21 protein-coding genes are annotated in these 20,613 nt (G+C 70.1%); 15 read left to right on the top strand and 6 right to left on the bottom strand.

The window, feature by feature from the left end:
- Nucleotides 1-74 precede the first annotated feature (74 nt).
- The 11 genes from ACWPQI_RS20650 to ACWPQI_RS20600 all read left to right on the top strand — a co-directional run bounded on the left by ACWPQI_RS20650 (nucleotide 75) and on the right by ACWPQI_RS20600 (nucleotide 12,532).
- Entirely contained in the window at nucleotides 75-1,364 is a 1,290-nt protein-coding gene (locus ACWPQI_RS20650; protein ID WP_010593448.1) for an ATP-grasp domain-containing protein, read from the top strand.
- On the top strand, nucleotides 1,361-2,209 hold the full coding sequence (locus ACWPQI_RS20645; RefSeq protein ID WP_010593447.1) for a hypothetical protein: 849 nt from the start codon (nucleotides 1,361-1,363) through the stop codon (nucleotides 2,207-2,209). The genes ACWPQI_RS20650 and ACWPQI_RS20645 overlap by 4 nt, the downstream gene beginning before the upstream one ends.
- A complete protein-coding gene (locus ACWPQI_RS20640; protein ID WP_010593446.1) occupies nucleotides 2,206-3,279 on the top strand; it encodes a PLP-dependent cysteine synthase family protein in 1,074 nt (357 codons plus the stop codon). Before ACWPQI_RS20645 ends, ACWPQI_RS20640 begins: the two co-directional genes overlap by 4 nt.
- Nucleotides 3,276-4,304 (top strand): enolase C-terminal domain-like protein, encoded by a 1,029-nt coding sequence (locus tag ACWPQI_RS20635; RefSeq protein WP_026137564.1) that lies wholly within the window; start codon nucleotides 3,276-3,278, stop codon nucleotides 4,302-4,304. The genes ACWPQI_RS20640 and ACWPQI_RS20635 overlap by 4 nt, the downstream gene beginning before the upstream one ends.
- A complete protein-coding gene (locus ACWPQI_RS20630; RefSeq protein ID WP_010593443.1) occupies nucleotides 4,301-5,557 on the top strand; it encodes an MFS transporter in 1,257 nt (418 codons plus the stop codon). Before ACWPQI_RS20635 ends, ACWPQI_RS20630 begins: the two co-directional genes overlap by 4 nt.
- Entirely contained in the window at nucleotides 5,554-6,378 is an 825-nt protein-coding gene (locus ACWPQI_RS20625; protein WP_026137565.1) for a class I SAM-dependent methyltransferase, read from the top strand. Before ACWPQI_RS20630 ends, ACWPQI_RS20625 begins: the two co-directional genes overlap by 4 nt.
- 56 nt (nucleotides 6,379-6,434) lie before the next feature.
- Nucleotides 6,435-8,003: an ABC transporter substrate-binding protein gene (locus ACWPQI_RS20620; protein ID WP_474738479.1), complete on the top strand. Its 1,569-nt coding sequence runs from the start codon at nucleotides 6,435-6,437 to the stop codon at nucleotides 8,001-8,003.
- A complete protein-coding gene (locus ACWPQI_RS20615; RefSeq protein ID WP_458603298.1) occupies nucleotides 8,003-8,950 on the top strand; it encodes an ABC transporter permease in 948 nt (315 codons plus the stop codon). The genes ACWPQI_RS20620 and ACWPQI_RS20615 overlap by 1 nt, the downstream gene beginning before the upstream one ends.
- On the top strand, nucleotides 8,947-9,783 hold the full coding sequence (locus ACWPQI_RS20610; RefSeq protein ID WP_474738478.1) for an ABC transporter permease subunit: 837 nt from the start codon (nucleotides 8,947-8,949) through the stop codon (nucleotides 9,781-9,783). The genes ACWPQI_RS20615 and ACWPQI_RS20610 overlap by 4 nt, the downstream gene beginning before the upstream one ends.
- On the top strand, nucleotides 9,780-11,219 hold the full coding sequence (locus ACWPQI_RS20605) for an ABC transporter ATP-binding protein (RefSeq protein WP_043822259.1): 1,440 nt from the start codon (nucleotides 9,780-9,782) through the stop codon (nucleotides 11,217-11,219). Before ACWPQI_RS20610 ends, ACWPQI_RS20605 begins: the two co-directional genes overlap by 4 nt.
- Before the next feature lie 107 nt (nucleotides 11,220-11,326).
- Nucleotides 11,327-12,532: an enhanced intracellular survival protein Eis gene (locus ACWPQI_RS20600; protein ID WP_040274217.1), complete on the top strand. Its 1,206-nt coding sequence runs from the start codon at nucleotides 11,327-11,329 to the stop codon at nucleotides 12,530-12,532.
- Between the two features lie 56 nt (nucleotides 12,533-12,588).
- Here ACWPQI_RS20600 and ACWPQI_RS20595 read toward each other — a convergent pair whose 3' ends face one another.
- The 6 genes from ACWPQI_RS20595 to ACWPQI_RS20570 form a co-directional block, all read right to left on the bottom strand.
- A complete protein-coding gene (locus ACWPQI_RS20595) occupies nucleotides 12,589-12,804 on the bottom strand; it encodes a hypothetical protein (RefSeq protein WP_225222681.1) in 216 nt (71 codons plus the stop codon).
- Nucleotides 12,805-12,904: 100 nt separating this feature from the next.
- A complete protein-coding gene (locus tag ACWPQI_RS20590; protein WP_040274224.1) occupies nucleotides 12,905-13,372 on the bottom strand; it encodes a hypothetical protein in 468 nt (155 codons plus the stop codon).
- Between the two features lie 19 nt (nucleotides 13,373-13,391).
- On the bottom strand, nucleotides 13,392-14,534 hold the full coding sequence (locus ACWPQI_RS20585; protein ID WP_040274226.1) for a DUF6745 domain-containing protein: 1,143 nt from the start codon (nucleotides 14,532-14,534) through the stop codon (nucleotides 13,392-13,394).
- Between the two features lie 241 nt (nucleotides 14,535-14,775).
- Complete coding sequence (locus ACWPQI_RS20580; RefSeq protein ID WP_017679858.1) at nucleotides 14,776-15,216, bottom strand: VOC family protein; 441 nt, start codon at nucleotides 15,214-15,216, stop codon at nucleotides 14,776-14,778.
- 273 nt (nucleotides 15,217-15,489) lie between these two features.
- Complete coding sequence (locus ACWPQI_RS20575) at nucleotides 15,490-15,999, bottom strand: ClbS/DfsB family four-helix bundle protein (protein WP_026137567.1); 510 nt, start codon at nucleotides 15,997-15,999, stop codon at nucleotides 15,490-15,492.
- A gap of 80 nt (nucleotides 16,000-16,079) precedes the next feature.
- A complete protein-coding gene (locus tag ACWPQI_RS20570) occupies nucleotides 16,080-16,607 on the bottom strand; it encodes a flavin reductase family protein (RefSeq protein WP_040274228.1) in 528 nt (175 codons plus the stop codon).
- 241 nt (nucleotides 16,608-16,848) lie between these two features.
- Between ACWPQI_RS20570 and ACWPQI_RS20565 the strand changes: the two genes are divergently transcribed.
- The 4 genes from ACWPQI_RS20565 (at nucleotide 16,849) to dmpG (ending at nucleotide 20,597) form a co-directional block, all read left to right on the top strand.
- On the top strand, nucleotides 16,849-17,718 hold the full coding sequence (locus ACWPQI_RS20565; RefSeq protein ID WP_017679861.1) for an alpha/beta fold hydrolase: 870 nt from the start codon (nucleotides 16,849-16,851) through the stop codon (nucleotides 17,716-17,718).
- Between the two features lie 116 nt (nucleotides 17,719-17,834).
- Nucleotides 17,835-18,620 carry a 2-keto-4-pentenoate hydratase gene (locus ACWPQI_RS20560; RefSeq protein WP_017679862.1) on the top strand — a complete coding sequence of 262 codons (786 nt, stop codon included), beginning with the start codon at nucleotides 17,835-17,837 and terminating at the stop codon, nucleotides 18,618-18,620.
- A 66-nt stretch (nucleotides 18,621-18,686) separates the two neighbouring features.
- Nucleotides 18,687-19,535: an acetaldehyde dehydrogenase (acetylating) gene (locus ACWPQI_RS20555; RefSeq protein ID WP_474738860.1), complete on the top strand. Its 849-nt coding sequence runs from the start codon at nucleotides 18,687-18,689 to the stop codon at nucleotides 19,533-19,535.
- Between the two features lie 39 nt (nucleotides 19,536-19,574).
- A complete protein-coding gene (gene dmpG / locus ACWPQI_RS20550) occupies nucleotides 19,575-20,597 on the top strand; it encodes a 4-hydroxy-2-oxovalerate aldolase (RefSeq protein WP_017679864.1) in 1,023 nt (340 codons plus the stop codon).
- Nucleotides 20,598-20,613 lie beyond the last annotated feature (16 nt).

Here is a 20,613-nt window from a genome sequence, read left to right as displayed (position 1 = left end):
CTTGCTAACGATAACGATTATCAGTAGCTTCTGTGGCGCTGGGTACTACGGAGGATGCGAGCGGAAGGCCACGTGTGGCACACCTACTGCTGGTCGAGAGCTGGGTCGGGGCAATGGGAACGTTGCTGCCGAGAGCGATTGCCGACCTGGGAGTCGAGTTCACATTCCTGACCCGACGACCGGGGCACTACCCGGACACCCTGCCGGACGGCTCCCCGCATCCGCTGCGTCTCGGTCGCGCGGTGGCGACTGCCGAGACCAACGATCCGGCTGCCGCACTCGAGGCGGCGCGGCGGATCGATGCCGAGGCAAGGATCGACGGCGTCCTCACCAGTTGCGACTACTACCTGCCGACGGCCGCGCGAATTGCCGCCGCGCTCGGACTTCCCGGTCCGACACCCGAGGCGATCGAGACCGCCTGCGACAAGGCGCGCACCCGGGCGGTGTTGGATTGCGTCGGTGTCCCGGGGCCGCGGCACACCACCGCCTCGGTCGACGACCCGATCCGGCTCCGTACCGCGGCCGAGTTGGTGGGATTCCCCTTGGTGGTCAAGCCCACCGATCTGTGTGCGGGAATGTTCGTGCGACGCGCGGACAGTTGGCTGGATGTCGAGTCGGCGGTGCACGCGCTGCGCGGGTTCGAGATCAATGCGCGCGGGCAGCGGCGGAGTCCGGTGGTGTTGCTCGAGGAGTTCCTCGCCGGACCGGAATTCAGTGTGGAGAGCTGGATTTCACGCGGAAACGTCCACACGGTCGGCGTGACCGACAAGAGCCTGGGTGGGACGTCGGGTTTCGTGGAGACCGGGCACATGTTTCCGGCCGACCTGGCTGAGGGGGACCGCGCGAAGGTGGTGGCCGCCGCGGAGGAGGCGATCGACGCGGTGGGCCTCGATCACGGTGTGGTGCACACCGAACTGCGTCTGACCGCCGCCGGGCCGCGGATCATCGAGATCAATCCACGGCCGGCCGGCAATCAGATCACCGAGCTGATCCGGCATGTGAGCGGAGTCGACCTGCCGCGGGTGGCGGTCGAGCTCGCACTGGGACGCGAGCCGATCGTCCCGGCGGTCCCGGACGAGCACCGTGACGGCGGACGGCCCTCGAGCGCAGCCGTGAGCATGCTGGTGCCGACGAGGGCGGGTGTCGTCACCGGAATCGAGGGAGTGGACACCGTCGCAGCCGATCCGTCGGTGGTCTCGGCGGCGTTCAAGGGGCCCGGTCACCGAACCACGCCGGGAATGGACAACAACAGCTACCTGGGCAGCGTCGTCGTCATCTCGCCGGAGCGGTCCGGGGCCCGCCCGCTGGCGGAGCGCCTGTTGTCGTCGATCTCCGCCACATACGGCGAGGAGCCGGCGTCGTGACCGCCACCTCGGCGATCGATACCGCGACGAACGGGCGCCTGGCTGCGCTTCTCGAGTGCTACCGCACCGACCCTGCCCGGCGTCCCGCGCGCGACGTGGTGGTGTCGGTTGCGTTCACCACGTCACAGGGGGTACGGCACGGCGGGCGCAGTGGCGGCTACCGCAACCAGGTGATCTCGCTGCGGGTGGGGGCTGCGACGGGCTCGTGCGCGGTCGAGCCGGGCTCGGTGGATCCGGAGATCGTGCACGCCTGCGCAGGGGTGGCAGTGGCCGATCTGCTGCACCATGCCGAGATCGCCGTGCAGATCGCCGCACTCGACGCCTACCTGACGCACCAGCGCCCGCACTCGGATGAGCCCCGCGCAGTGACGGTGCAGCTGGATTCCGGGGATTCGCTGCAGCGCTCGCTGGCCCGGGCGCATCACGTGACCGGGCTGGTCGACGCACCACCCGGCGGGCGGGTGCTGGTGATCGGAGTGGTCAACTCGCTGCTCGTCAGCTTGCGCGAGCGCGGGCTGCGGTACGTGCCGTGTGATCTGAAGGGCGGCACCACCGAGTGGGGTGAGCCGATCGTTACCGACTTCGCCGAGCATCTCGACGAGTGTGATGCGGTGCTGGCCAGCGGAATGATGCTGGGCAACGGCACCGTCGACACCTTGTTCGCGCGGGTGGCAGCGTCCGGCCGGCGGATTCCGATCACGATGTTCGCCCAGAGTGGCGCCGCGGTCGCCCGGGAGTTGCTCGGACACGGCATCGACGCACTCTCGGCCGAGCCGTACCCGTTCTTCTGGCTGACCGGGGACGCCGGCCCGATCTACCTGTACCACGGGTCGAGGGCACGATGACTGTGATCGATCTACCGGCGCGGGTGGGGAACAGCCCACTCGTCCGCATCCTCACGCCGGTGCCGACCCGGCATCCGGGCTACTTCGCGAAGATCGAGGCGCTCGGCCTCGGTGGGCTCAAGGCGCGGTCGGCCCTGTCGATGCTGGTCGGCGCCCGGCGACGCGGGGAACTGCGGGACGGCGCGCGGATCGTCGAATCGACCAGCGGCACTTTGGGAGTCGGGTTGGCATACGTGGCACAGCCACTCGGCCACCCCGTGACCCTGGTGGTGGACTGCGAGCTCGAACCCGCCATGCGCAATTTGCTGTGCGCGCTGGGTGCCACCGTGGAGATCGTGGACCGTCCGCACCCGGAAGGCGGGTGGCAGCAGGCCAGGCTCGACGTCCTGCACCGGATTCTTGCCGCCGACCCGGATGCGTACTGGCCCAACCAGTACGACAATCCCGACAACGCCGTGGGCTACCACGGGCTCGCCGACGAGATCGTCGCGGGCCTGGCCGCACAGGGTATCGAGCGGGCCGAGGTGCTTGTGTGCAGTGTGGGCACCGGCGGCCACAGCAGCGGAGTGGGTCTGCGGTTGCGCCAGGCGTGGCCGGACCTGCGGATCATCGGGGTCGATGCGGTGGGGTCGACGATCTTCGGACAGCCCGCCGCCTGCCGGGTCATGCGGGGACTGGGCAGCAGCGTGCATCCGCGCAATGTGCGATACGAGATGTTCGACGAGGTGCACTGGGTCGGCCCGCGCGAGGCCGTGCACGCCTGCCGCAGCCTGGCGCGGGACGGGTTCCACACCGGCGGCTGGTCGACGGGTGCGGTGGCCACGGTGGCCGGGTGGGCGGCCACCCGCTGGCCGGGCTCGGTGGTCACCGTCTTTCCGGACGGCCCCGACCGCTACCTGCGCACCATCTTCGACGACGACTGGTGTGCTCGGCACAGCCTGCTCGCTCCGCCGCGAACACATCCGCACGAGATCGCCGAGTGCGGTGACCCGGCGGAGTGCTGGACGCGGTGCGAATCCGTGCGGGCCCCGCACCCGGGGGCGAGGGACCGGATGGAGACGGCGCGATGAGCCTGACCTGGTCGGTGAGCACCCTCGCCCTGGCCCGGCCGTTCCGGATCAGCCGGGCGGTGATGTCGTCCCGCCAGGCGATCACGGTCACCGTGACCGATCCCGACACGGGATCGTGCGGCCGCGGCGAGGTCGTCACCTCCGTGTTCGCGGGCCTGGACGTGCACCTCGTCGAGGCCCAACTGCGGGCGGTCGCGGCGTGCTGCGGTGCCCGAGGGATCCCCGAAACGATTCCGGCACACGTGCACCCGGCGGTCGCCGGCGCCGTGTGGTCCGCCGTCGCCGACTACCGGGCACGCGTGAACAGGCAGACGGTCGCTGCGCACCTCGGGCTGCCGCTGCCCGCCGAGATCCCGATCTCCCGCACCCTCGGAATCGGTGCGCCCGAGGACATGGCCGCCGAGGCCGCCGAGTTGTCCGGGTGCGGGTTCGCTCTGCTGAAGGTCAAGACCGACGCCGACCCGACCGAATCGGTACGGCGGCTGGCCGCCATCGCCGCTGCCGCTCCAGGCGTGGACCTGATCGTCGACCCGAACGAAGCGTGGACCGCCGCCACCGCGCTGTCGGTACTCGCCGACAGCGGTGGTCTGCCGATCGTCGCGCTCGAACAACCGCTGCCGGTGCACGACCGCGACGGAATGCGGGAGCTGCGCAGCCGCACCGATCTTCCGCTCGTCGCGGACGAGGCCGTCCACGACCTGACGGACCTGGACGAGCTGACCGGCCTCGCGGACGTGGTGAACATCAAACTCGCCAAGTGCGGCGGCATCTACCGCGCCCACGCACTGGCCGAGGCGGCCGGCGCGCGCGGAATGGAGGTGATGCTCGGCTGCCTGGTGTGCAGCTCGCTGGGTATCGCCCCCGCGGTTCAGCTGGCGTCCCTGGCCCGATGGTGCGACCTGGACGGGCACCTGCTGCTCGCCCGAGACCCGTGGGCCGGCCTCGGGGGCGGAGACGGAAAGCTGCGCCCGAGCGGCCTGCCCGGACTCGGGGTGTACCGACCCGACAACGAGGAAACGCGATGACCGCCACCGACTCCCCGGCAGGGACCTTCGCTCTGCTGCGCAGCTTCCCCCGCTCGGTACAACTGCTGGTGCTCAACCAGTACGGCGTCAACACCGGCTTCTACATGCTGGTGCCGTACCTGTCGATGCATCTGACCGGGAACCTGGGTCTGTCCCTGGCGATCACCGGCCTGGTCCTCGGGGCGCGCACCCTCAGCCAGCAGGGGTTGTTCCTGATCGGGGGCACCGCTGCCGACCGGCTCGGACCCCATCGGGTCATCATCGCCGGCTGCGCACTACGGTCGGTGGGCTTCGCGGTGTTCGCTGTGGGCACCAGCGTGCCGCTGCTGCTGCTCGCCTCTGTTCTGTCGGGATTGGCTGGGGCTCTGTTCAATCCGGCCGTGCGCTCCTACATCGCCGTCGCCGAACCCCGGCGCCGGGCGGAGGCGTTCGCGGTCTTCAATGTCTTCGCACAGGCGGGGGCACTGTCCGGGCCGCTGATCGGCAGCGCGCTGCTGACGGTGGACTTCCGTACCGTCGCCGTCGCCGCGGCGGCCGTCTTCGCCGCCCTCACCCTGGCGCAGCTGCGGTTTCTGCCCGCCCACCCGGTGGACCGCGCCGAGACGACGGTGCTCCGCGGCTGGGGTGCGGTGCTGGCCGACCGCCGGTTCGTGCTGTTCACCGTGACCATGCTCGGGATGTTCGCCCTGCAGACGCAGATGTATCTGGTGTATCCGGTGCTGGCCGGGCGGATCACCGACTGGAGTGGGGCAGTGGCGGTGCTGTTCCTGTCCACCACCGTCTTCGGTCTGCTCGCTCAGGTGCGGCTGACCCGATGGTTCGATCGCCACACCAGCCGGGGCACCGCGATCACGGCGGGGCTGATGCTGATGGGCGCCGCGTTCGTGGTGGCACTGCCGGTCCTGTGGGGCGAACCCTCCCACGGCGCGGGACGGATCGCCCTGACGCTGGCACCGCTGTTGCTCTCCGCCCTGATCCTCGAAGCGGGCATCCTGATCGCGCAGCCGTTCGTGATGGAACTGATCCCGGCATACGGGCCGTCGAACATGTCCGGAACTCTGTTCGGGATGTTCTACCTGGTCTCCGGGGTGGCCGCCGCCGGCGGCAATGCGCTGATCGGATACGGCCTCGACCTGGGCAACGGGTGGCCCGGAGCGCTGGTGTGCGTCGCCCTCGCATGGGGTTCGGCCACCGGGATCTGGCTGTTGCACCGCCGCGGCCTGCTCGCCGACCCGGCCGGAGCGCGGACATGACCGCGGCTGCAGGGGCTCGGAACCTGTTGACGGACAACCCCGCTCTGTACGAGGCACGATTCCCCGACCCGGACCACAGCGCCGCCCGGTTCGTCGACGACATTCTCGCGACCTACCTGACCTCCGACGATCCGGCGCCGCGGACACACCCCGCGACAGTGCTGGACCTGGGCTGTGGCACCGGCCGCGACCTGGGATACCTGGCCCGGCGGGGATACCGCTGCCTGGGCATCGACCAGTCCCCGGCGATGGTGCGGTACGCGCAACAACAGTATCCGGGCGTGAGAGCCGCGGTCGGCGACCTGCGCACCTTCGAGGTCGACGCGAGCGTCGACGCCATCGTCTGCCTCGACAGTGCCCTGCTGTACTGCCACACCGACGTCGAGCTGGAATCGTGCCTGCGCTGCTGCCGCAGGCACCTACGTCCCGGTGGGCTGCTGATCGCGGAAATGCGCAACGGCGCCTTCTTCCTCGGCAACACCGAACTCCTCGACGGGCCCACCCGCTCGTCCTTCTCCTGGCACGGCCACACCTGGCGGGCGGAGACCACCCTGTGGATCGACCACGCCGCGCAGCTGCTACGCCGCCGCCGGCGGTGGCAGATCCCCGAGTCCGCCGAGCCCCTCGTCCAGACCTCGGCGTGGCGGCTGCTGTTTCCGCTGGAGCTGACCGGCCACCTGCAGCGCGCCGGATTCGTGGTGCGGGCACTGTTCGACACACCCGGACCCCGCACCGAGACCGGCTGGCCGGGGCAAGGAACCGATCTCGGCGGTACTGCGCTCTGCGGCGACCGGCTGCACGTGATCGCCGAGGCCGTCTGACTCACCCCCACTCTTCACCCCGACCCGCTCGATCCACTGCCCGAGGAGATACCCCGATGAATCCGATTGCCCTGCCTCCGCGTCCGCACCTGAGCCGGCGCTCGTTCCTCGGCCTCGGCGCCGCCGCCGGCGCCGTACTGCTCGGGGCATGCAGCACGAGCGGCGAGACCGCCCCCGCGGCCACCGCCGGGCCCCGGGACGGCGGCCGACTGCGAGCGGTGTTCGCGGGCGGTGGCGCACAGGAGGTGTTGGACCCGCACAAGACCAACCTGTACGCCGACGTCGCCCGCGCGAACGCGCTCTACGACAAGCTCGTCGAATACGGCGACGACCTCGGCCCGGTACCGCGGCTCGCCACCGCCTGGCATCCGAACGCCGACGCGACCACCTGGACGGTGGAGCTGCGCCCGGCGGTCTTCCACGACGGCCGGCCGGTGCGCGCCGCCGACGTGCTGTACTCCTACCGGCGGATCCTGGACCCGGTGAACGCACTGCGCCCGCGGGCCTCTCTCGAGGTGATCGACATCGCCCGCTCCCGCGCCCTCGACGACCACACGATCGAGTTCGTCTGCGCCCGCCCGTGCGGGGAACTGGCGAACGTGCTGGCCGCGTTCGGCGCCTACATCATCCCGGAGGGCACCACCGACTTCAGCCGTCCGATCGGCTCCGGGCCGTTCACGTTCGTCTCGTTCGAACCGGGGCGCTCGCTCGTCACCGCGCGATTCCCCGACTACTGGGACGGTGCCCCCCATGTGGACGAACTCGAGATCCTCACCGCTCCGGACGAGACCGCACGGATCAACGCCCTGCTCGGTGGGCAGGTCGACTACGCCGACGACCTCGGTGTCACCTCGGCGCGCACCTACGAAACCGATGCCCGGATGCAGATCCTGCGGTCGCCGCGCAGCGCGATGTCGGCGTTCGCGATGAAGGTGGACCGGCCCCCCTTCGACAACGTGGATCTGCGGCGGGCGATGTTCGCCCTCGTCGATCGCGACGAGCTGGTCACCACCGTGCTGGGCAGCACCGGTGTGGTCGGCAACGACCTGTTCGGCAAGGACGCCAAGTACTACGCGGCCGACCTGCCGCAGCGCACCCTGGATCTGGACGAGGCCGAGGCCCTGATCCGCAAGGCCGGCGCCCGGAACGCGACCATCGAACTGCAGACCACCGGCGCCACCAACGGCTTCGTCGAGGCCGCCAACATCCTGGCCGAGCAGGCCGGACGCGCCGGACTGAAGATCGATGTGAAAGTCGGTAAGGGATCGACCTATTGGACGCGCACCCTCGACGAGGGTGTGTTGTCGAGTTTCCGCTCCGGGGCCATGCCCATCGAAACGCACCTCGCGCAGCGGATGCTGTCGACCTCGGCGAAGAACTACACCCAGTGGCGCCGCCCCGAGTTCGACGCCTTGTTCGCCACCGCCAGCGAAACCACCGACGAGAACGTCCGGGCCCGCGCATATCAGCAGATGCAGTCGCAGCTCCACAGCGAGGGCGGTCTGCTGGTGTGGGGCCTCTCCGACGGCCTGCACGGGATGGCGCCGCATCTGGCGGGGATGGCCGAGAATGCGCCCAGCAACACCCTCGGGTACGCCCGTTTCGACAAGGCCTGGCTTTCGTGATGCTCGCCCGCTACGCCGGTACCCGCCTCACGGTGGGACTGACCCAGGTGCTGGGCGTACTCGTCGTCGTCTTCGCGATCGCCGCCCTGCTGCCGGGGGACGCTGCGGTGGTGATCGCGGGCGATGACGCAGATCCGCGGCGGATTGCGCAGTTACGCGAACTCCTCGGGCTGGACCGGCCGCTGTCCGTGCAGTTCGGGGACTGGCTGACCGATCTGCTCGGCGGCGACCTGGGCACCTCCGTGGTATCCGGCCGCCCCGTCACCGCGATGCTGGGCTCGGCGCTGGCGCCGACGCTGACCCTCGCCGCCCTGGCGTTCGTGGTGCTGGTCCCGCTGGCACTGCTCCTCGGGGTGGTCGCCGCGGTGCGCCGCGGCCACCGGATCGACCGGGCCGTCACCGCCCTGACCGTAGCGTTCTACGCGGCACCGGAATTCGCGTTGGCGATCGTGCTGGTGGCAGTGTTCGCGGTCGGGCTGGGATGGTTCGCGCCCACCGCGGTCGGCGCCGGTGGTCCGTTGCTGATGCAACCGGAGCTGTGGGTGCTGCCCGTACTGGTGCTGGTGATCCGCCCGGTGTGCTCGCTGTCGCGGTTGGTGCGCTCGTCGCTGATCACCACCCTGGACTCCGAATACATCCGGCACACCCGTCGCCTCGGTGTGCCCGTGCGGCGGGTGATCTGGCGGCATGCCCTGCCGGGCTCGCTCACCCCGGCGACACAGCATCTCGCGCGGGTCGCCGATTGGCTGCTCGGCGGGGTCGTGGTCGTCGAGGCGGTGTTCGCGCTCGGCGGTCTCGGGCAGCTGCTGGTCAGCGCGGTCAGCAGCCGCGACATTCCGCTGTTGATGGGATTGGTGACGGTGTTCGCGGTGATCACGGTGGCGGTGAACACGGGCGCGGACATCGCGGCGTTCCAGCTCAACCCCACGGCCGGATCGGCATCGTGACCGGCTCCACGTTTCGCGAGCGTGCGGGTGGGCGGTCCCGGGTGCGCGTCGGGGCTGCCCTGACGGCGGTCCCGCTCGCGGTCGCGCTGCTGGGGCCCTTGTTCACCGAACCCGGTGCCCGTGGCCCGGCGTTCACCTACGGGGACCAGTGGCTTCTGGGAACCGATTCCGAGGGGCGCGATCTGCTCACGCAGGTCCTGCTCGGGGGGCGTTCGCTGGTGCTGGTGGCCGCGGCGGCCGTGGCCCTGACGTACCTGCTCGCCGTGCCGTGGGGGATAGCTGCCGCGACCGCTCGGGTACCGATCGTCGACGAGATGCTGATGCGCCCCCTGGATCTGCTGCTGTCGTTGCCGTCGATCATGGTGCTGCTGCTGGCCGTGGCGCTCACCGACGCCGACCTGGTCGTTCTGACAGTCACCGTGGCGGTGCTGCTGTTCCCTGATGCGGCGCGTCTGGTGCGGGCGTCGGCGCTGCACACCGCGCACACCCCGGCCATGGAGGCGCTGCTCCTGCAACGCGAAACCTGGTGGCGCCGGCACCTCGGCTATCTGGGACGATCGCTGCTCCCGGTCCTCGCGGCAGACGCAGGGCTACGGTTCGTCGGGGCGATCTACCTGGTCGCCTCGGCCAGCTTCCTGGGGGTGAGCGCGGACTCCGCCGGCACCGACTGGGCCGTGATGATCGACCGCAACCGCGCGGGCCTCGCCCTCGTCCCGTGGGGTGTCGTCCTGCCCGCGGCCCTGATCATCGCCTTGGCGATGGGGGTGAATCTGCTGTTCGACTCCGGTGCTCGCGCGGCAACACGCGAGGTGTCGACGAGGAAGTGGCGATGACCGAGGTGATCCCCGCGGCCCCGGCCGCCGCTGTGCCCAGCAGCGCCATCCGAGTGCGCGGTCTGACCGCACGGACACGGGATCGGCTCCTGGTCGACGGCGTCGACCTGGACATTCCCGCCGGGGTGGTCACCGCGCTCGTCGGGGCTTCCGGGAGCGGCAAGACCACCACCGCGCTGGCATTGATGGGCGAGCGCCGCCCGGGGGTCGACGTGACCACGACCGTTCTGGACACGGGCGGGGCACGGTTCGGGTACGTGCCCCAGCACCCCTCCTCGGCGCTGAACCCGGCCCTGCGGATCGGTACCGTGCTCGACGACATCGCTCGTGCCGGCCGACGGCACGGGCATCCGGTGACCGTGGCCGACGCACTCGCACGTGCGGGATTCGCCGACGATCCGGGCATGCTGCGCCGTTACCCGCATCAACTGTCGGGCGGACAGCAACAACGACTGGTCATTGCCCAGGCTCTGCTGACCGACCCGACATGCCTGATCCTCGACGAACCCACTACCGGGCAGGACCCGGCTCGTCGGACGGCGGTCCTCGACGAGATCACCCGACTTGCCCGGCAGGGCCTGACGATCGTGCTCGTCACCCACGACCTGGACGCAGTCCGCGCGGTCGCCCAGCGTGTGATCGTCATGGGCGGCGGCCGGGTGCTCGAGACCGGTGACGCCGGGATCCTGCCGGTCGCCGCCCCGCGGATCCCGCAGACACGCGCCGACACTGCGGATCGCCGCCCGACCCGGGCCGACGCCCGGTTGATCCTGGACGCCGTCTCGGCGGGGTACCGCAACAACCGGGTTCTGCAACGCTTTTCGCTCTCGCTCCAGCCCGGCGAATGTCTGGCACTTCACGGCCCCTCGGGCTGCGGCAAGACCACCGCGGCCCGGGTCGTCGCGGGCTTGCACCCACCCACGGCCGGACGGGTTCTTCTCGACGGCCACCCGTTGGCCGCATCGGTACGGCGACGGACCCGGCACCAGACGGCGGCGATCGGGTACGTCTTCCAGGACGCCAAGGCGGCCTTCGACCCGTATCGCAGCGTGTGGGAGCAGATCCTGCGCGGTCCGGCACGCCTGCGCGGTGCCACCGGCCCGGAATCGGCCGCGGCGGCCCGTCGCGCGCTCGACCAGGTGGGTCTGGCCGAACGGATCACCCGGCAGCATCCGTCCGCCCTTTCCGGCGGCGAGGCCCAGCGCGCCGCCCTCGCCCGTGCCCTGGCGGTCGAGCCCTCGCTGCTCATCTGCGACGAAGTCACCACGGGACTCGATCCCGCATCCCGACAGCGGGTGCTCGACATCTTGTCCGATCTCGTACGAACACAACGCATATCCCTGCTGATGATCAGCCACGACGGCGCTGTGGTGGATGCGATCTCCGACCGGGTCGTCGACATGACCCTCCCGGCCACGAACGGGGAACCGCCGTGAGCGCGCCTCGCCGCGTCCGTCGCCGAGGAAACCCGGCTGTCTCCGCACCGAGCCGAACCGGACAAATCACTCGCGTTCGAGGGGTCGGTTGTGTCAGTCTCTCGGACATGACCGTGCACGACGCCCTCACCATCCGTACCGCCACCGATGACGACTGGCCGGCCCTGGAGCTGCTCGACTCGGTGGCGTTCGGGTATCACCCCATCGATGCCGATCGGACACTGCTTCGTCCGATGTTCCGCACGGAGAACATCGTGGTGGCGACCGAGCGGGGCGCGCCGATCGGTCAGGCGCTGTATCTGGACATGGAGGTCACCGTGCCCGGCGGGCACCAGGTCCCGGCATGTGGCGTCAGCTGGGTTTCGGTCGCTCCCACGCACCGTCGCCGCGGCGTGCTGCGGTCGATGTTCACCGAGCTGCACCGCCGGATGGAGGCGACCGGGGCACCGCTGGCCGCCTTGACCGCCAGCGACGCCGGCATCTACGGGCGTTTCGGATACGGTCCGGCCACCGTCGCCACCGAGGTCACCGTCGATCGGCGCTTCGCCCGCTTCCGCGAGGACGCCCCCGATCCCGGCGGGGTGGTCCTTGCCGACGCTGCGACGGCGGCGGTCCGGTTGCCGGAACTGTACGACCGGTGGCGGCTGTGCACGCCGGGAGCGCAGGCCCGTCCGAAAGCCGAGTGGGACTACACTTTTGCCGATCCCGAGGAGCGCCGCGACGGCGCCTCGGCGCTGTTCTTCCTGGTACACCCCGACGGGTATGCCACCTTCCGCCGCAAGGGATCCGACGCCGAGCCGGTCGCGGTGGTCGAGGAGCTGGTCGCGATCACCGACGACGCCCACGCCGCGCTGTGGCGCACCCTGTGCGGACTGGACCTGACCCACCGCATCGAAGCCGTCCAGCATCCCGACGATCCGCTGCGCCTGCTGCTGACCGACTACCGCCTGCCGCGCACGACCGCCCGGGTGGACGAATTGTGGCTGCGGATCATGGACGTGCCGGCCGCGTTGACCGCCCGCGACTATGCCGCCGACCTGGACACCGTGCTGGCGGTCCGTGACCCGTTCCGCAGCGCCGGGGGCACTTTCGCGCTGACGGTCCGCAACGGCCGGGCCCGGTGCGTCCGCACCGACGCGGCGCCGGTGATCACGCTGGACCTGGACGCGCTGTCCGCGTTGTACCTCGGCGCGCACAAGGCCCGCACGTTTGCCGCCGCCGGCCGGGTGGAGGCGCACAGCGCCGGTGACATCGCCGGCCTGGACCGCGCATTCGACGTCGCCCGCCCCGCAACACTGGGCTGGCACTTCTGAATCGAGAGCTGCCCTGTGTCATGTCGACACAGCCTTGTCGACACAGTGTGGGATTCTCATGATCCGGTCGGAATCCTCCGGTTGCGACCTGCACCAGTCGGCAGGCCGGCGACGTCGACGGTGGCCGCCGATGCCGCGGCCAGCCACACCAGCACGAACACTCCCGCCGCCGCCCATGCGGCCACCAGCAGGCCGAACCCTGGCAGACACTGCGTGCCGGTGCGGACGCACTCGCCCCATCCGGCGTCTGCGACCACGCTCCCGGTCACCATCACGATCACCGAGACTACCGCCGCGAGCTCGCCACACCTCCGGACCGCGCGGACCGGCGACGCGTCAGGTCGGCGACGTCGATCGAGCGACGTGTACAGGTCAATCGGCGACCAGTCGCGCCGACCCGTACCGTCCTGCGCCGTGCTCGCGTTGTCGACGGATCACGTAGCAACCCGGAGCGATCCCCGTCGCCCCGTGCTCGGGGTGAAGAAGATACGCCGTCCCGGTGGTCTCGACGATGCCCAGAGCGAGGCCCATGGTGTCCCGGACGGCGGTCGTCCACGTGCAGGTGCCCTCGTCGGCGACGAGGGAGTGCGGGTTGCCGCCGGCGGCGCTCCGCAGCAACTCCACTCCCGACCGTGGCACCCGGAGGGAGCGCGCCCACGGTGTGCGTTCGACGGCGGCACCGACCACCGGGTAAGGGATGACGATCAGATCGCCTTGAGCCTGGAGACCACCGGTCACCGGGACGGTGACCTCCCGGTCCAGGTGGTCGAGGACGTCCAACCCGCTGAGAATCGTGAGATCGGACAGTGTGAGTTCGGACAGTGTGAGTTCGGAATGCATGGGATCACCTTGGTGGAGTTCAGGTTCGGCGAACGAGTTGGGCATAGTCGGTACCGCTGATGCCGTAGGTCCAGCCCGCGGCGTCCAGTGCGGAGGGAACCCAATCGGGGACGTGCAGGCCGTACCGGCGCCGTTGCCCGTCGCGTTCGGCGGAACCGTTGACGACGAGCAGGATCCGGCTGGGCCGACCCCAACCGGTCGGGGATGCATACAGTCCGAGCGTGCATCCCGGGTTTCCCGGATCGTCGGCACGGTCCACGAGTTCGAGCGCAGCCATGTCGATGTACCTGTCCCAGCCGATTCGCTCGATGGCGCATCGGCGGACCTCGATATTGCGCTCGTCGTTGATCCGCTCGACGGTGGGATCGAGGACGACCCAATCGGGAACGATGGTGCCGTGATGCACGAAAACATGGCTGCCGTCCGAGAATTCGAGTGCCGGACGATCGGGGTGGTGTAAGCGGCGTTCGTTGTGGACGCCCTCGGGTGTGGGTTCGGTGTGTAGTGCGGTAGGCCGTTCGGCCATGACGCAGACTCCGCCGAACGCCCACCACCACCCGGTGGCGCGGACCAGTGCGGCCTGAAGATCGAGGAGGTCGTCGTCGCGCGACTCGAAGCTCGCGAGGCCGAAGCGTCGGACCGTGTCGTAGTACGCGACCCGATGTGCCTCCTGTTGCCCGTACCAGGTGACACCGGGAGTCGGGCGCGGCCACAGTGTGCGTATCGCCGTCGCGACACCGACGTACAGAGACGTCCGCAACGAATCCCACACGGCCGCACGAAGGAGCGGGTCCTGCCGCCGAGGTGTGCGGGCGTCCATCCGGTCACGGGACGCGGACCAGAGTGCGGCGATCCCCGCCGAAGGGTGTGCCGGCTTTCCGAAGCGCAGCGGGGGGACGGAGAGGCCTTCGTCGGCAATCGACTGCAGTGCCGCTGGGGGAGAGGGGACCCAGACGAACTCCGGTTCGTCGAATCCCGCTCGTCGGTAGAGCTCTGCGACGGCGGATTCCGCGGCGGGCTGGTCGGAAGGCCTCGTACACAGTCCTTGCGCGAGCCAATGGTCGCGCCGGGCGGACGCGGCGGCGGCAAGGGCGTGCGGATCGGTGATTCCGGTGGACAGGGTGCGGTGCGGAACCGCTGATGAGATCGGCACGGCGCTCACCGGATGGTGGCGGTGGCCGCCTTTCCTGTAGTCATGGTTATCGAGGATGGCACGGGAAGGCTCTGGGCGCAAGCAAGTGTCCCCGCCCAGGCGTTCGGGCGTGGACGAAGACCGACGTTTACGTCATCGGCCGAGCGGGACCGTCGTCGATCGTCGTACGGGACTGCTGCAGAAGGGCATTCTCGGAACTACCGCCGCGACCCGGGCAACGGATCGGCACGCGGGCAACGGCGCCCGCGCGTCAGCCGATCTGCTCGAAGAGCGACACGATGATCCCTTCGGGTCCACGCACGTAGGCCATCCGCACGCTGTTCTCGTACTCGCCGATGCCGCCGACGAGCCCGTAACCGTCCGCAGCCACCGCGTCGACGGCCGCCTGGAGGTCGTCGACCTCGAAGGACACGTTGCGCAGCCCGAGCTCGTTGGGCATCGCCGTGGGTGATCCGGGCCCGTGGTCGGGCGTGACGAAGGTCGCGAGCTCCAGCCGGGTCCCTCCGTCGGGCGGCCGGAGCACGGCGATCTCACAGTGCGCGCCGGGGATGCCGCAGACGGTCTCCACGAACTCGCCCTCCACGGATCCGGTGCCCTCCACCTCGAGACCCAGTCCGACGAAGAACGCCGTCACCGACTCGAGGTCCGCGACGGTGATGCCGATGTGGTCGAAACGTTTCACGTGTGCCATGGGACCCATCCTCCGAGTGTCGTCGTGCCGATGCTGGGACGGAGACGGGTCCGGGATCTCGACATGTTCTTGCCGCAGAGCCGCGGTCGACCCGTGGTATCGAAAGGTCGCTGTTGTCCTGCATGGACCGGACCTCGCCGGTCGTGGGCACGCATCCGGTGTTGTCCCGGGTGCTACCGAACCGGGGAAATGGCACGCGAGCGACCGGGCCGTCCGCGACGTCACCGAGGAGCTCGGCGAGGAGTGATCACCCGGCCGGCGACGGCGGGCGGCTCACAGGCCCTCGGCGCGTAGCCAGGTGCGGAGGCGGCGCCGGGCGTTGGTGTACGGGGAGGAGGTGTTGAGCTGGATCATCCGTCCCGCGGTGTACGTGCGATACCAGGGCGCGCCGTAGAGTTCGTCGTTGTCGAGCCCGCGCACCAGGGCAACGATGCGGTCGTGGGCGGCATCGAGCCGCTGCAGCAGCTGCGGCCACGGTACGTCGGCATGATCGCGGTAGAACTTCTGCGCCAGCGGGCCGAGTCGGTTCCAGGTGAATCCCGGTGCCGGGAGGTGCGGGTCGATGCCGCGAGCGCGGTCGTCGTGCCACGAAACGACCAGTTCGCTCCATCCGATCAGGTACGCCACCAGATCGGCCGGGCTCATCCGGGTTCCGGCGCGGTGCCCGGGCAGCGACGCCTCCCGGGCCCGTTCGGCAGGCACACGCTGCAGCTCGCGCGTGAGCGCGCCGTACGTGTCGGCGAGGGCGTGCAGCAACTCGTCCTTGGTGTGCGGTACCGGCATGCGTGTCTCCGTGTGGCGGGCGGTGGTGCCGGCATGCACGGTATCGGCGACGGTGGGTCTGTGCCCGGCGACGGGCCCGGTCAGACCACCGGCGCCGGGCTCTCGATCCCGAACCGGCCCCGGAAGAACACCATGGGACGCTCCTCGCACACGGTGTCCAGCTCCAGCACCCGGCCGATGATCACGTCGTGGTCGCCGGCGACGTGGACGTCGTGCACCTGCGCGTGCACGCGCATCAGCACGTCCGGCAGCGCCGGCGTTCCCCAGCGGGACACCTCCCAGGCAAGATCCTCGTACTTGCGCCCCCGGCTCGAGCCGAACCGGGCGCACAGGTCGGACTGGTCCTCGCGGAGCACGTTGACGCTGAACCGCCCCGTCGCCCGGATCCGGGGCCACGCGCGGCCGCGGTGGTCGGCGCAGAACAGGATGAGCGGCGGCTCGAGCGACACCGAGGCGAACGACTGGCACGCGAACCCCACCGGGCCCTCGTCGTCCAGTCCCGTCACCACCGTGACCCCGGTGGCGAACTGTCCCATCACCCGGCGCATGTCCTCCGGGCTGGGCGCGTCGGCTGTCGATGGTGCGAGGGTCGTCGTCTCGAGGGGCATGAGTCCACCTCCGGGTCGTGGGGACGGATCGGCGTGATCACTGGTCGATGGGCGACGCTAGGTCAGGGCCGGGGCGGTCCGAGCGAGCGTCCCGCTGAGCGGACGGGGTCGGCGGCGCCGCCGTCGACCGAGCGGTGATCTCGCTGAACGGGATGGTGTATGGCCGTCGTCGATCAGGGCTGGCAGCCTGCGGTTCGAATGGGCGGTGTGCCCGGCACCACGGCGACGAACAGGGACGACGATGACCGAAGTGAGCTACGAGGGGACCCTGAAGGAACTTCCCACCGATCAGGGTGTGCTGCGCTACCACGAGGCCGGCGACGGACCGCCGCTGCTGCTGCTGCACGGCTCCGGCCCGGGGGTGACGGGGTGGCGCAACTACCGCGGCGTCCTCGCCGACTTCGCGCGGCACTTCCGCTGCCTGGTGCTCGAGTTTCCCGGTTTCGGCGTCAGCGACCCCGGCGACGGCCATCCGATGGCGATGGCGCAGGGGGCCGTGGGCACCTTCCTCGACGGCCTCGGTCTCGGTGCGGTGGACATGGTCGGCAACTCGATGGGCGGGATCGTCGCCGCCAAGGTCGCCATCGACGAGCCGCACCGCGTGCGCAGGCTCGTCACGATCGGCGGGATGGGCAAGAACGTCTTCGCGCCCGGACCGGGCGAGGGCATCAAGCTGCTCATGGAGTTCACCGACAACCCCACCCGCGAGGGCCTCGTCCGCTGGCTGCAGTCCATGGTCTACGACCCCGCCGTGGTCACCGACCAGCTCGTCGAGGAACGCTGGGCGCTCGCCACCGAACCGAAGACCCTCGAGATCGCCCGCCGGATGTACAGCTCGAAGGCGTTCGCCGCCGGCGCCGCCGCGGCGGCCGCCTCGAACGTCACCCCGTACTGGGCGCAGCTGCACAAGATCACCGCGCCCACCCTGCTGACGTGGGGCCGCGACGACCGGGTCAGCCCCGTGGACATGGCGATGCTGCCGATGCGCGACATCCCGAACTGCGAGCTGCACACGTTCCCGAAGTGCGGGCACTGGACGATGATCGAAGCCCGCGACGCGTGGCTGTCGGCGGTCCTTGCGTTCCTGCTGCGCGACGACGATCGCAGCTAGCCCACGATCCCGCTGAGCGGGAAGACTTCCGTCCTCCCACCTGCGCATATGCCACCTTCGAGACAACCGATCGGCGCGACGACGCGCGGATCATCGACCAGTTCCAGGAGTGCACGATGCTCGACGGTTCCCGGCGACTCGCCGCCGCCGATCTTCTGTGGGCCGCCGAGCGCGACCGCGCCGCGATCGCCCCGCTGACGGAGACCTTCCCCGACATCGACGTGGTGGATTCGTACGAGATCCAGCTGATCAACATCCGCCGCCGGCTCGAGGCGGGCGCCACCGTCTACGGCCACAAGGTCGGCCTGTCGTCCGAGGTCATGCAGAAGATGATGGGCGTGGACGAGCCCGACTACGGACACCTGCTCTCGACGATGGTGTACGCCGAGGACGAGCCCATCGACACGGCGCAGTTCTGCTACCCGCGCATCGAGGTCGAGATCGGCTACGTCCTCGGCGAGACCCTCCCCGGCGAGGACTGCACCGAGGCGGACGTGCTCCGGGCGACCGAGTACATCGTCCCGAGCATCGAACTCATCGACTCGCGCATCGTGGACTGGCGGATCGGGTTGGCGGACACGATCGCCGACAACGCCTCGTCCGCGGGAGTGATCCTCGGGGCGGGCCGCATCGAACCGGACCGGGTCGACATCGGAGCGATCTCGGCGGTGCTGTACCAGGGCGACGAGGAGATCGCGCGCGGCGAGGCGGCGGCGGTACTGGGCGACCCGACCCGTGCCGTCGCGTGGCTGGCCCGCAAGGTGGCGAGCTTCGGGGTGCGGCTCGAGGCCGGGCACGTGATCCTGCCCGGCTCGTGCACCCGCGCCGTCGATGCCCGCCCGGGCGACGTCTTCCGCGCTGATTTCAGCGACATCGGCTCTGTCTCAGTAGAATTCAAGTAAGGAAGTGCACCAGTGACGAAGGCTACCGCCGCGATCGTCGGGCCGGGCAACATCGGCACCGACCTGATGTACAAACTGCTGCGCTCGGACGTCATCGAGCCGCGGTGGATGATCGGTGTCGACCCCGGCAGCGAGGGTCTCGCCCGCGCGGCGACCGAGGGCCTGGTCGCGAGCCACGAGGGGGTGGACTGGCTGCTGTCCCAGGACGAGCGGCCCGACGTGATCTTCGAGGCCACCTCGGCCTACGTGCACCGCGCGAACGCACCCCGCTACGCCGAACTCGGCATCCAGGTCGTCGACCTCACCCCGGCCGCCCTCGGGCCGGCCGTCGTGCCCGCCGTGAACATGGGCGAACACGAGGACGCACCGAACGTCAACCTCATCACCTGCGGCGGCCAGGCCACGATCCCGATGGTGCACGCCGTCTCCCGCGTCACCGAGGTCGAGTACGCCGAGATCGTCGCGAGCGTCGCCTCCCCGTCGGCCGGCCCCGGAACCCGCGCCAACATCGACGAGTTCACCATCACCACCAGCCGCGGCATCGAGACGATCGGCGGCGCCCGCAAGGGCAAGGCCATCATCATCCTCAACCCGGCCGAGCCGCCGATGCTCATGCGCGACACCGTGTTCTGCTCGATCCCCGAGGACGCCGACCGCGACGCGATCGCCGCGTCGATCCACGAGGTGGTCGCCACGGTGCAGGGCTACGTCCCCGGCTACCGCCTGCGCGCCGAGCCGCAGTTCGACGACCCCACCCCGATGAGCGGCGGACGCGCCCGCGTGGCGATCTTCCTCGAGGTCGAGGGCGCCGGCGACTTCCTGCCGCCGTACTCGGGCAACCTCGACATCATGACCGCGGCCGCCACGAAGGTGGGCGAGAGCTTCGCGGCCAAGCTGCTCACCGCCCGCGTGTAGAACCCCACCGCAGACCGTACTTTCGAAGGAACACAGTCGATGCCCTACAGCGCAGATCTCGACATCCGGATCACGGACTCGTCGTTGCGTGACGGCTCCCATGCCAAGCGTCACCAGTTCACCGTCGAGGACGTGCGCTCGATCGTCGGTGCACTCGACGCCGCCGGTGTGCCCGTCATCGAGGTCACCCACGGCGACGGCCTCGGCGGCTCGTCGTTCAACTACGGCTTCAGCCGCACCCCCGAGCAGGAGCTCATCAAGGCGGCCGTCGAGACCGCGACGCAGGCGAAGATCGCGTTCCTGATGCTGCCGGGGCTCGGGGTCCGCTCGGACATCCGCGAGGCCGCCGACAACGGCGCGTCGATCTGCCGGATCGCCACGCACTGCACCGAGGCCGACATCTCCGCCCAGCACTTCGGTCTGGCCCGCGAGCTCGGACTCGAGACCGTCGGATTCCTGATGATGTCGCACAGCCAGCCGCCCGAGGTGCTCGCGAAGCAGGCGCGCATCATGGCCGACGCCGGCTGCCAGTGCGTGTACGTCGTCGACTCGGCCGGCGCCCTCGTCCTCGAGGGAGTCTCCGACCGGGTCGCGGCCCTCGTCGCCGAGCTCGGCGACGACGCGCAGGTCGGTTTCCACGGGCACGAGAACATGGGGCTCGGCGTGGCCAACTCGGTGCTCGCGGTGCGTGCCGGCGCACTGCAGATCGACGGCTCCACCCGCCGGTTCGGTGCCGGCGCCGGCAACACCCCCGTCGAAGCGTTCGTCGCCGTCGCCGAGAAGCTCGGTATCCGAACGGGTATCGACACCCTGAAGATCATCGACGCCGCCGAGGACGTGGTGCGGCCGATCATGGACGGCGAGTGCCTCCTCGACCGGATGTCGCTGACGATGGGGTACGCCGGGGTGTACTCGAGTTTCCTCAAGCACGCCGCCACCCACGCCGATCGGTACGGGGTCTCCGGCGCGGAGATCCTCATCGAGGCCGGCCGCCGCAACCTCGTCGGGGGCCAGGAAGACCAACTCATCGAGATCGCCGTCGGTCTCGCCGCCCAGAAGTAGACCCTCGGGTCCCGAG

This window comes from Rhodococcus sp. LMD (assembly GCF_056108245.1).
This window is presented reverse-complemented; position numbering and strand designations above follow the sequence as displayed.

Coding starts and splice junctions, on each gene's coding strand:
- ACWPQI_RS20640 (WP_010593446.1), top strand. CDS start 2,206: ATGACTGTGATCGATCTACCGGCGCGGGTGGGGAACAGCCCACTCGTC.
- ACWPQI_RS20635 (WP_026137564.1), top strand. CDS start 3,276: ATGAGCCTGACCTGGTCGGTGAGCACCCTCGCCCTGGCCCGGCCGTTC.
- ACWPQI_RS20630 (WP_010593443.1), top strand. CDS start 4,301: ATGACCGCCACCGACTCCCCGGCAGGGACCTTCGCTCTGCTGCGCAGC.
- ACWPQI_RS20625 (WP_026137565.1), top strand. CDS start 5,554: ATGACCGCGGCTGCAGGGGCTCGGAACCTGTTGACGGACAACCCCGCT.
- ACWPQI_RS20620 (WP_474738479.1), top strand. CDS start 6,435: ATGAATCCGATTGCCCTGCCTCCGCGTCCGCACCTGAGCCGGCGCTCG.
- ACWPQI_RS20615 (WP_458603298.1), top strand. CDS start 8,003: ATGCTCGCCCGCTACGCCGGTACCCGCCTCACGGTGGGACTGACCCAG.
- ACWPQI_RS20605 (WP_043822259.1), top strand. CDS start 9,780: ATGACCGAGGTGATCCCCGCGGCCCCGGCCGCCGCTGTGCCCAGCAGC.
- ACWPQI_RS20600 (WP_040274217.1), top strand. CDS start 11,327: ATGACCGTGCACGACGCCCTCACCATCCGTACCGCCACCGATGACGAC.
- ACWPQI_RS20595 (WP_225222681.1), bottom strand. CDS start 12,804: ATGGTGACCGGGAGCGTGGTCGCAGACGCCGGATGGGGCGAGTGCGTC.
- ACWPQI_RS20590 (WP_040274224.1), bottom strand. CDS start 13,372: ATGCATTCCGAACTCACACTGTCCGAACTCACACTGTCCGATCTCACG.
- ACWPQI_RS20580 (WP_017679858.1), bottom strand. CDS start 15,216: ATGGCACACGTGAAACGTTTCGACCACATCGGCATCACCGTCGCGGAC.
- ACWPQI_RS20575 (WP_026137567.1), bottom strand. CDS start 15,999: ATGCCGGTACCGCACACCAAGGACGAGTTGCTGCACGCCCTCGCCGAC.
- ACWPQI_RS20570 (WP_040274228.1), bottom strand. CDS start 16,607: ATGCCCCTCGAGACGACGACCCTCGCACCATCGACAGCCGACGCGCCC.
- ACWPQI_RS20565 (WP_017679861.1), top strand. CDS start 16,849: ATGACCGAAGTGAGCTACGAGGGGACCCTGAAGGAACTTCCCACCGAT.
- ACWPQI_RS20560 (WP_017679862.1), top strand. CDS start 17,835: ATGCTCGACGGTTCCCGGCGACTCGCCGCCGCCGATCTTCTGTGGGCC.
- ACWPQI_RS20555 (WP_474738860.1), top strand. CDS start 18,687: ATGTACAAACTGCTGCGCTCGGACGTCATCGAGCCGCGGTGGATGATC.
- dmpG (WP_017679864.1), top strand. CDS start 19,575: ATGCCCTACAGCGCAGATCTCGACATCCGGATCACGGACTCGTCGTTG.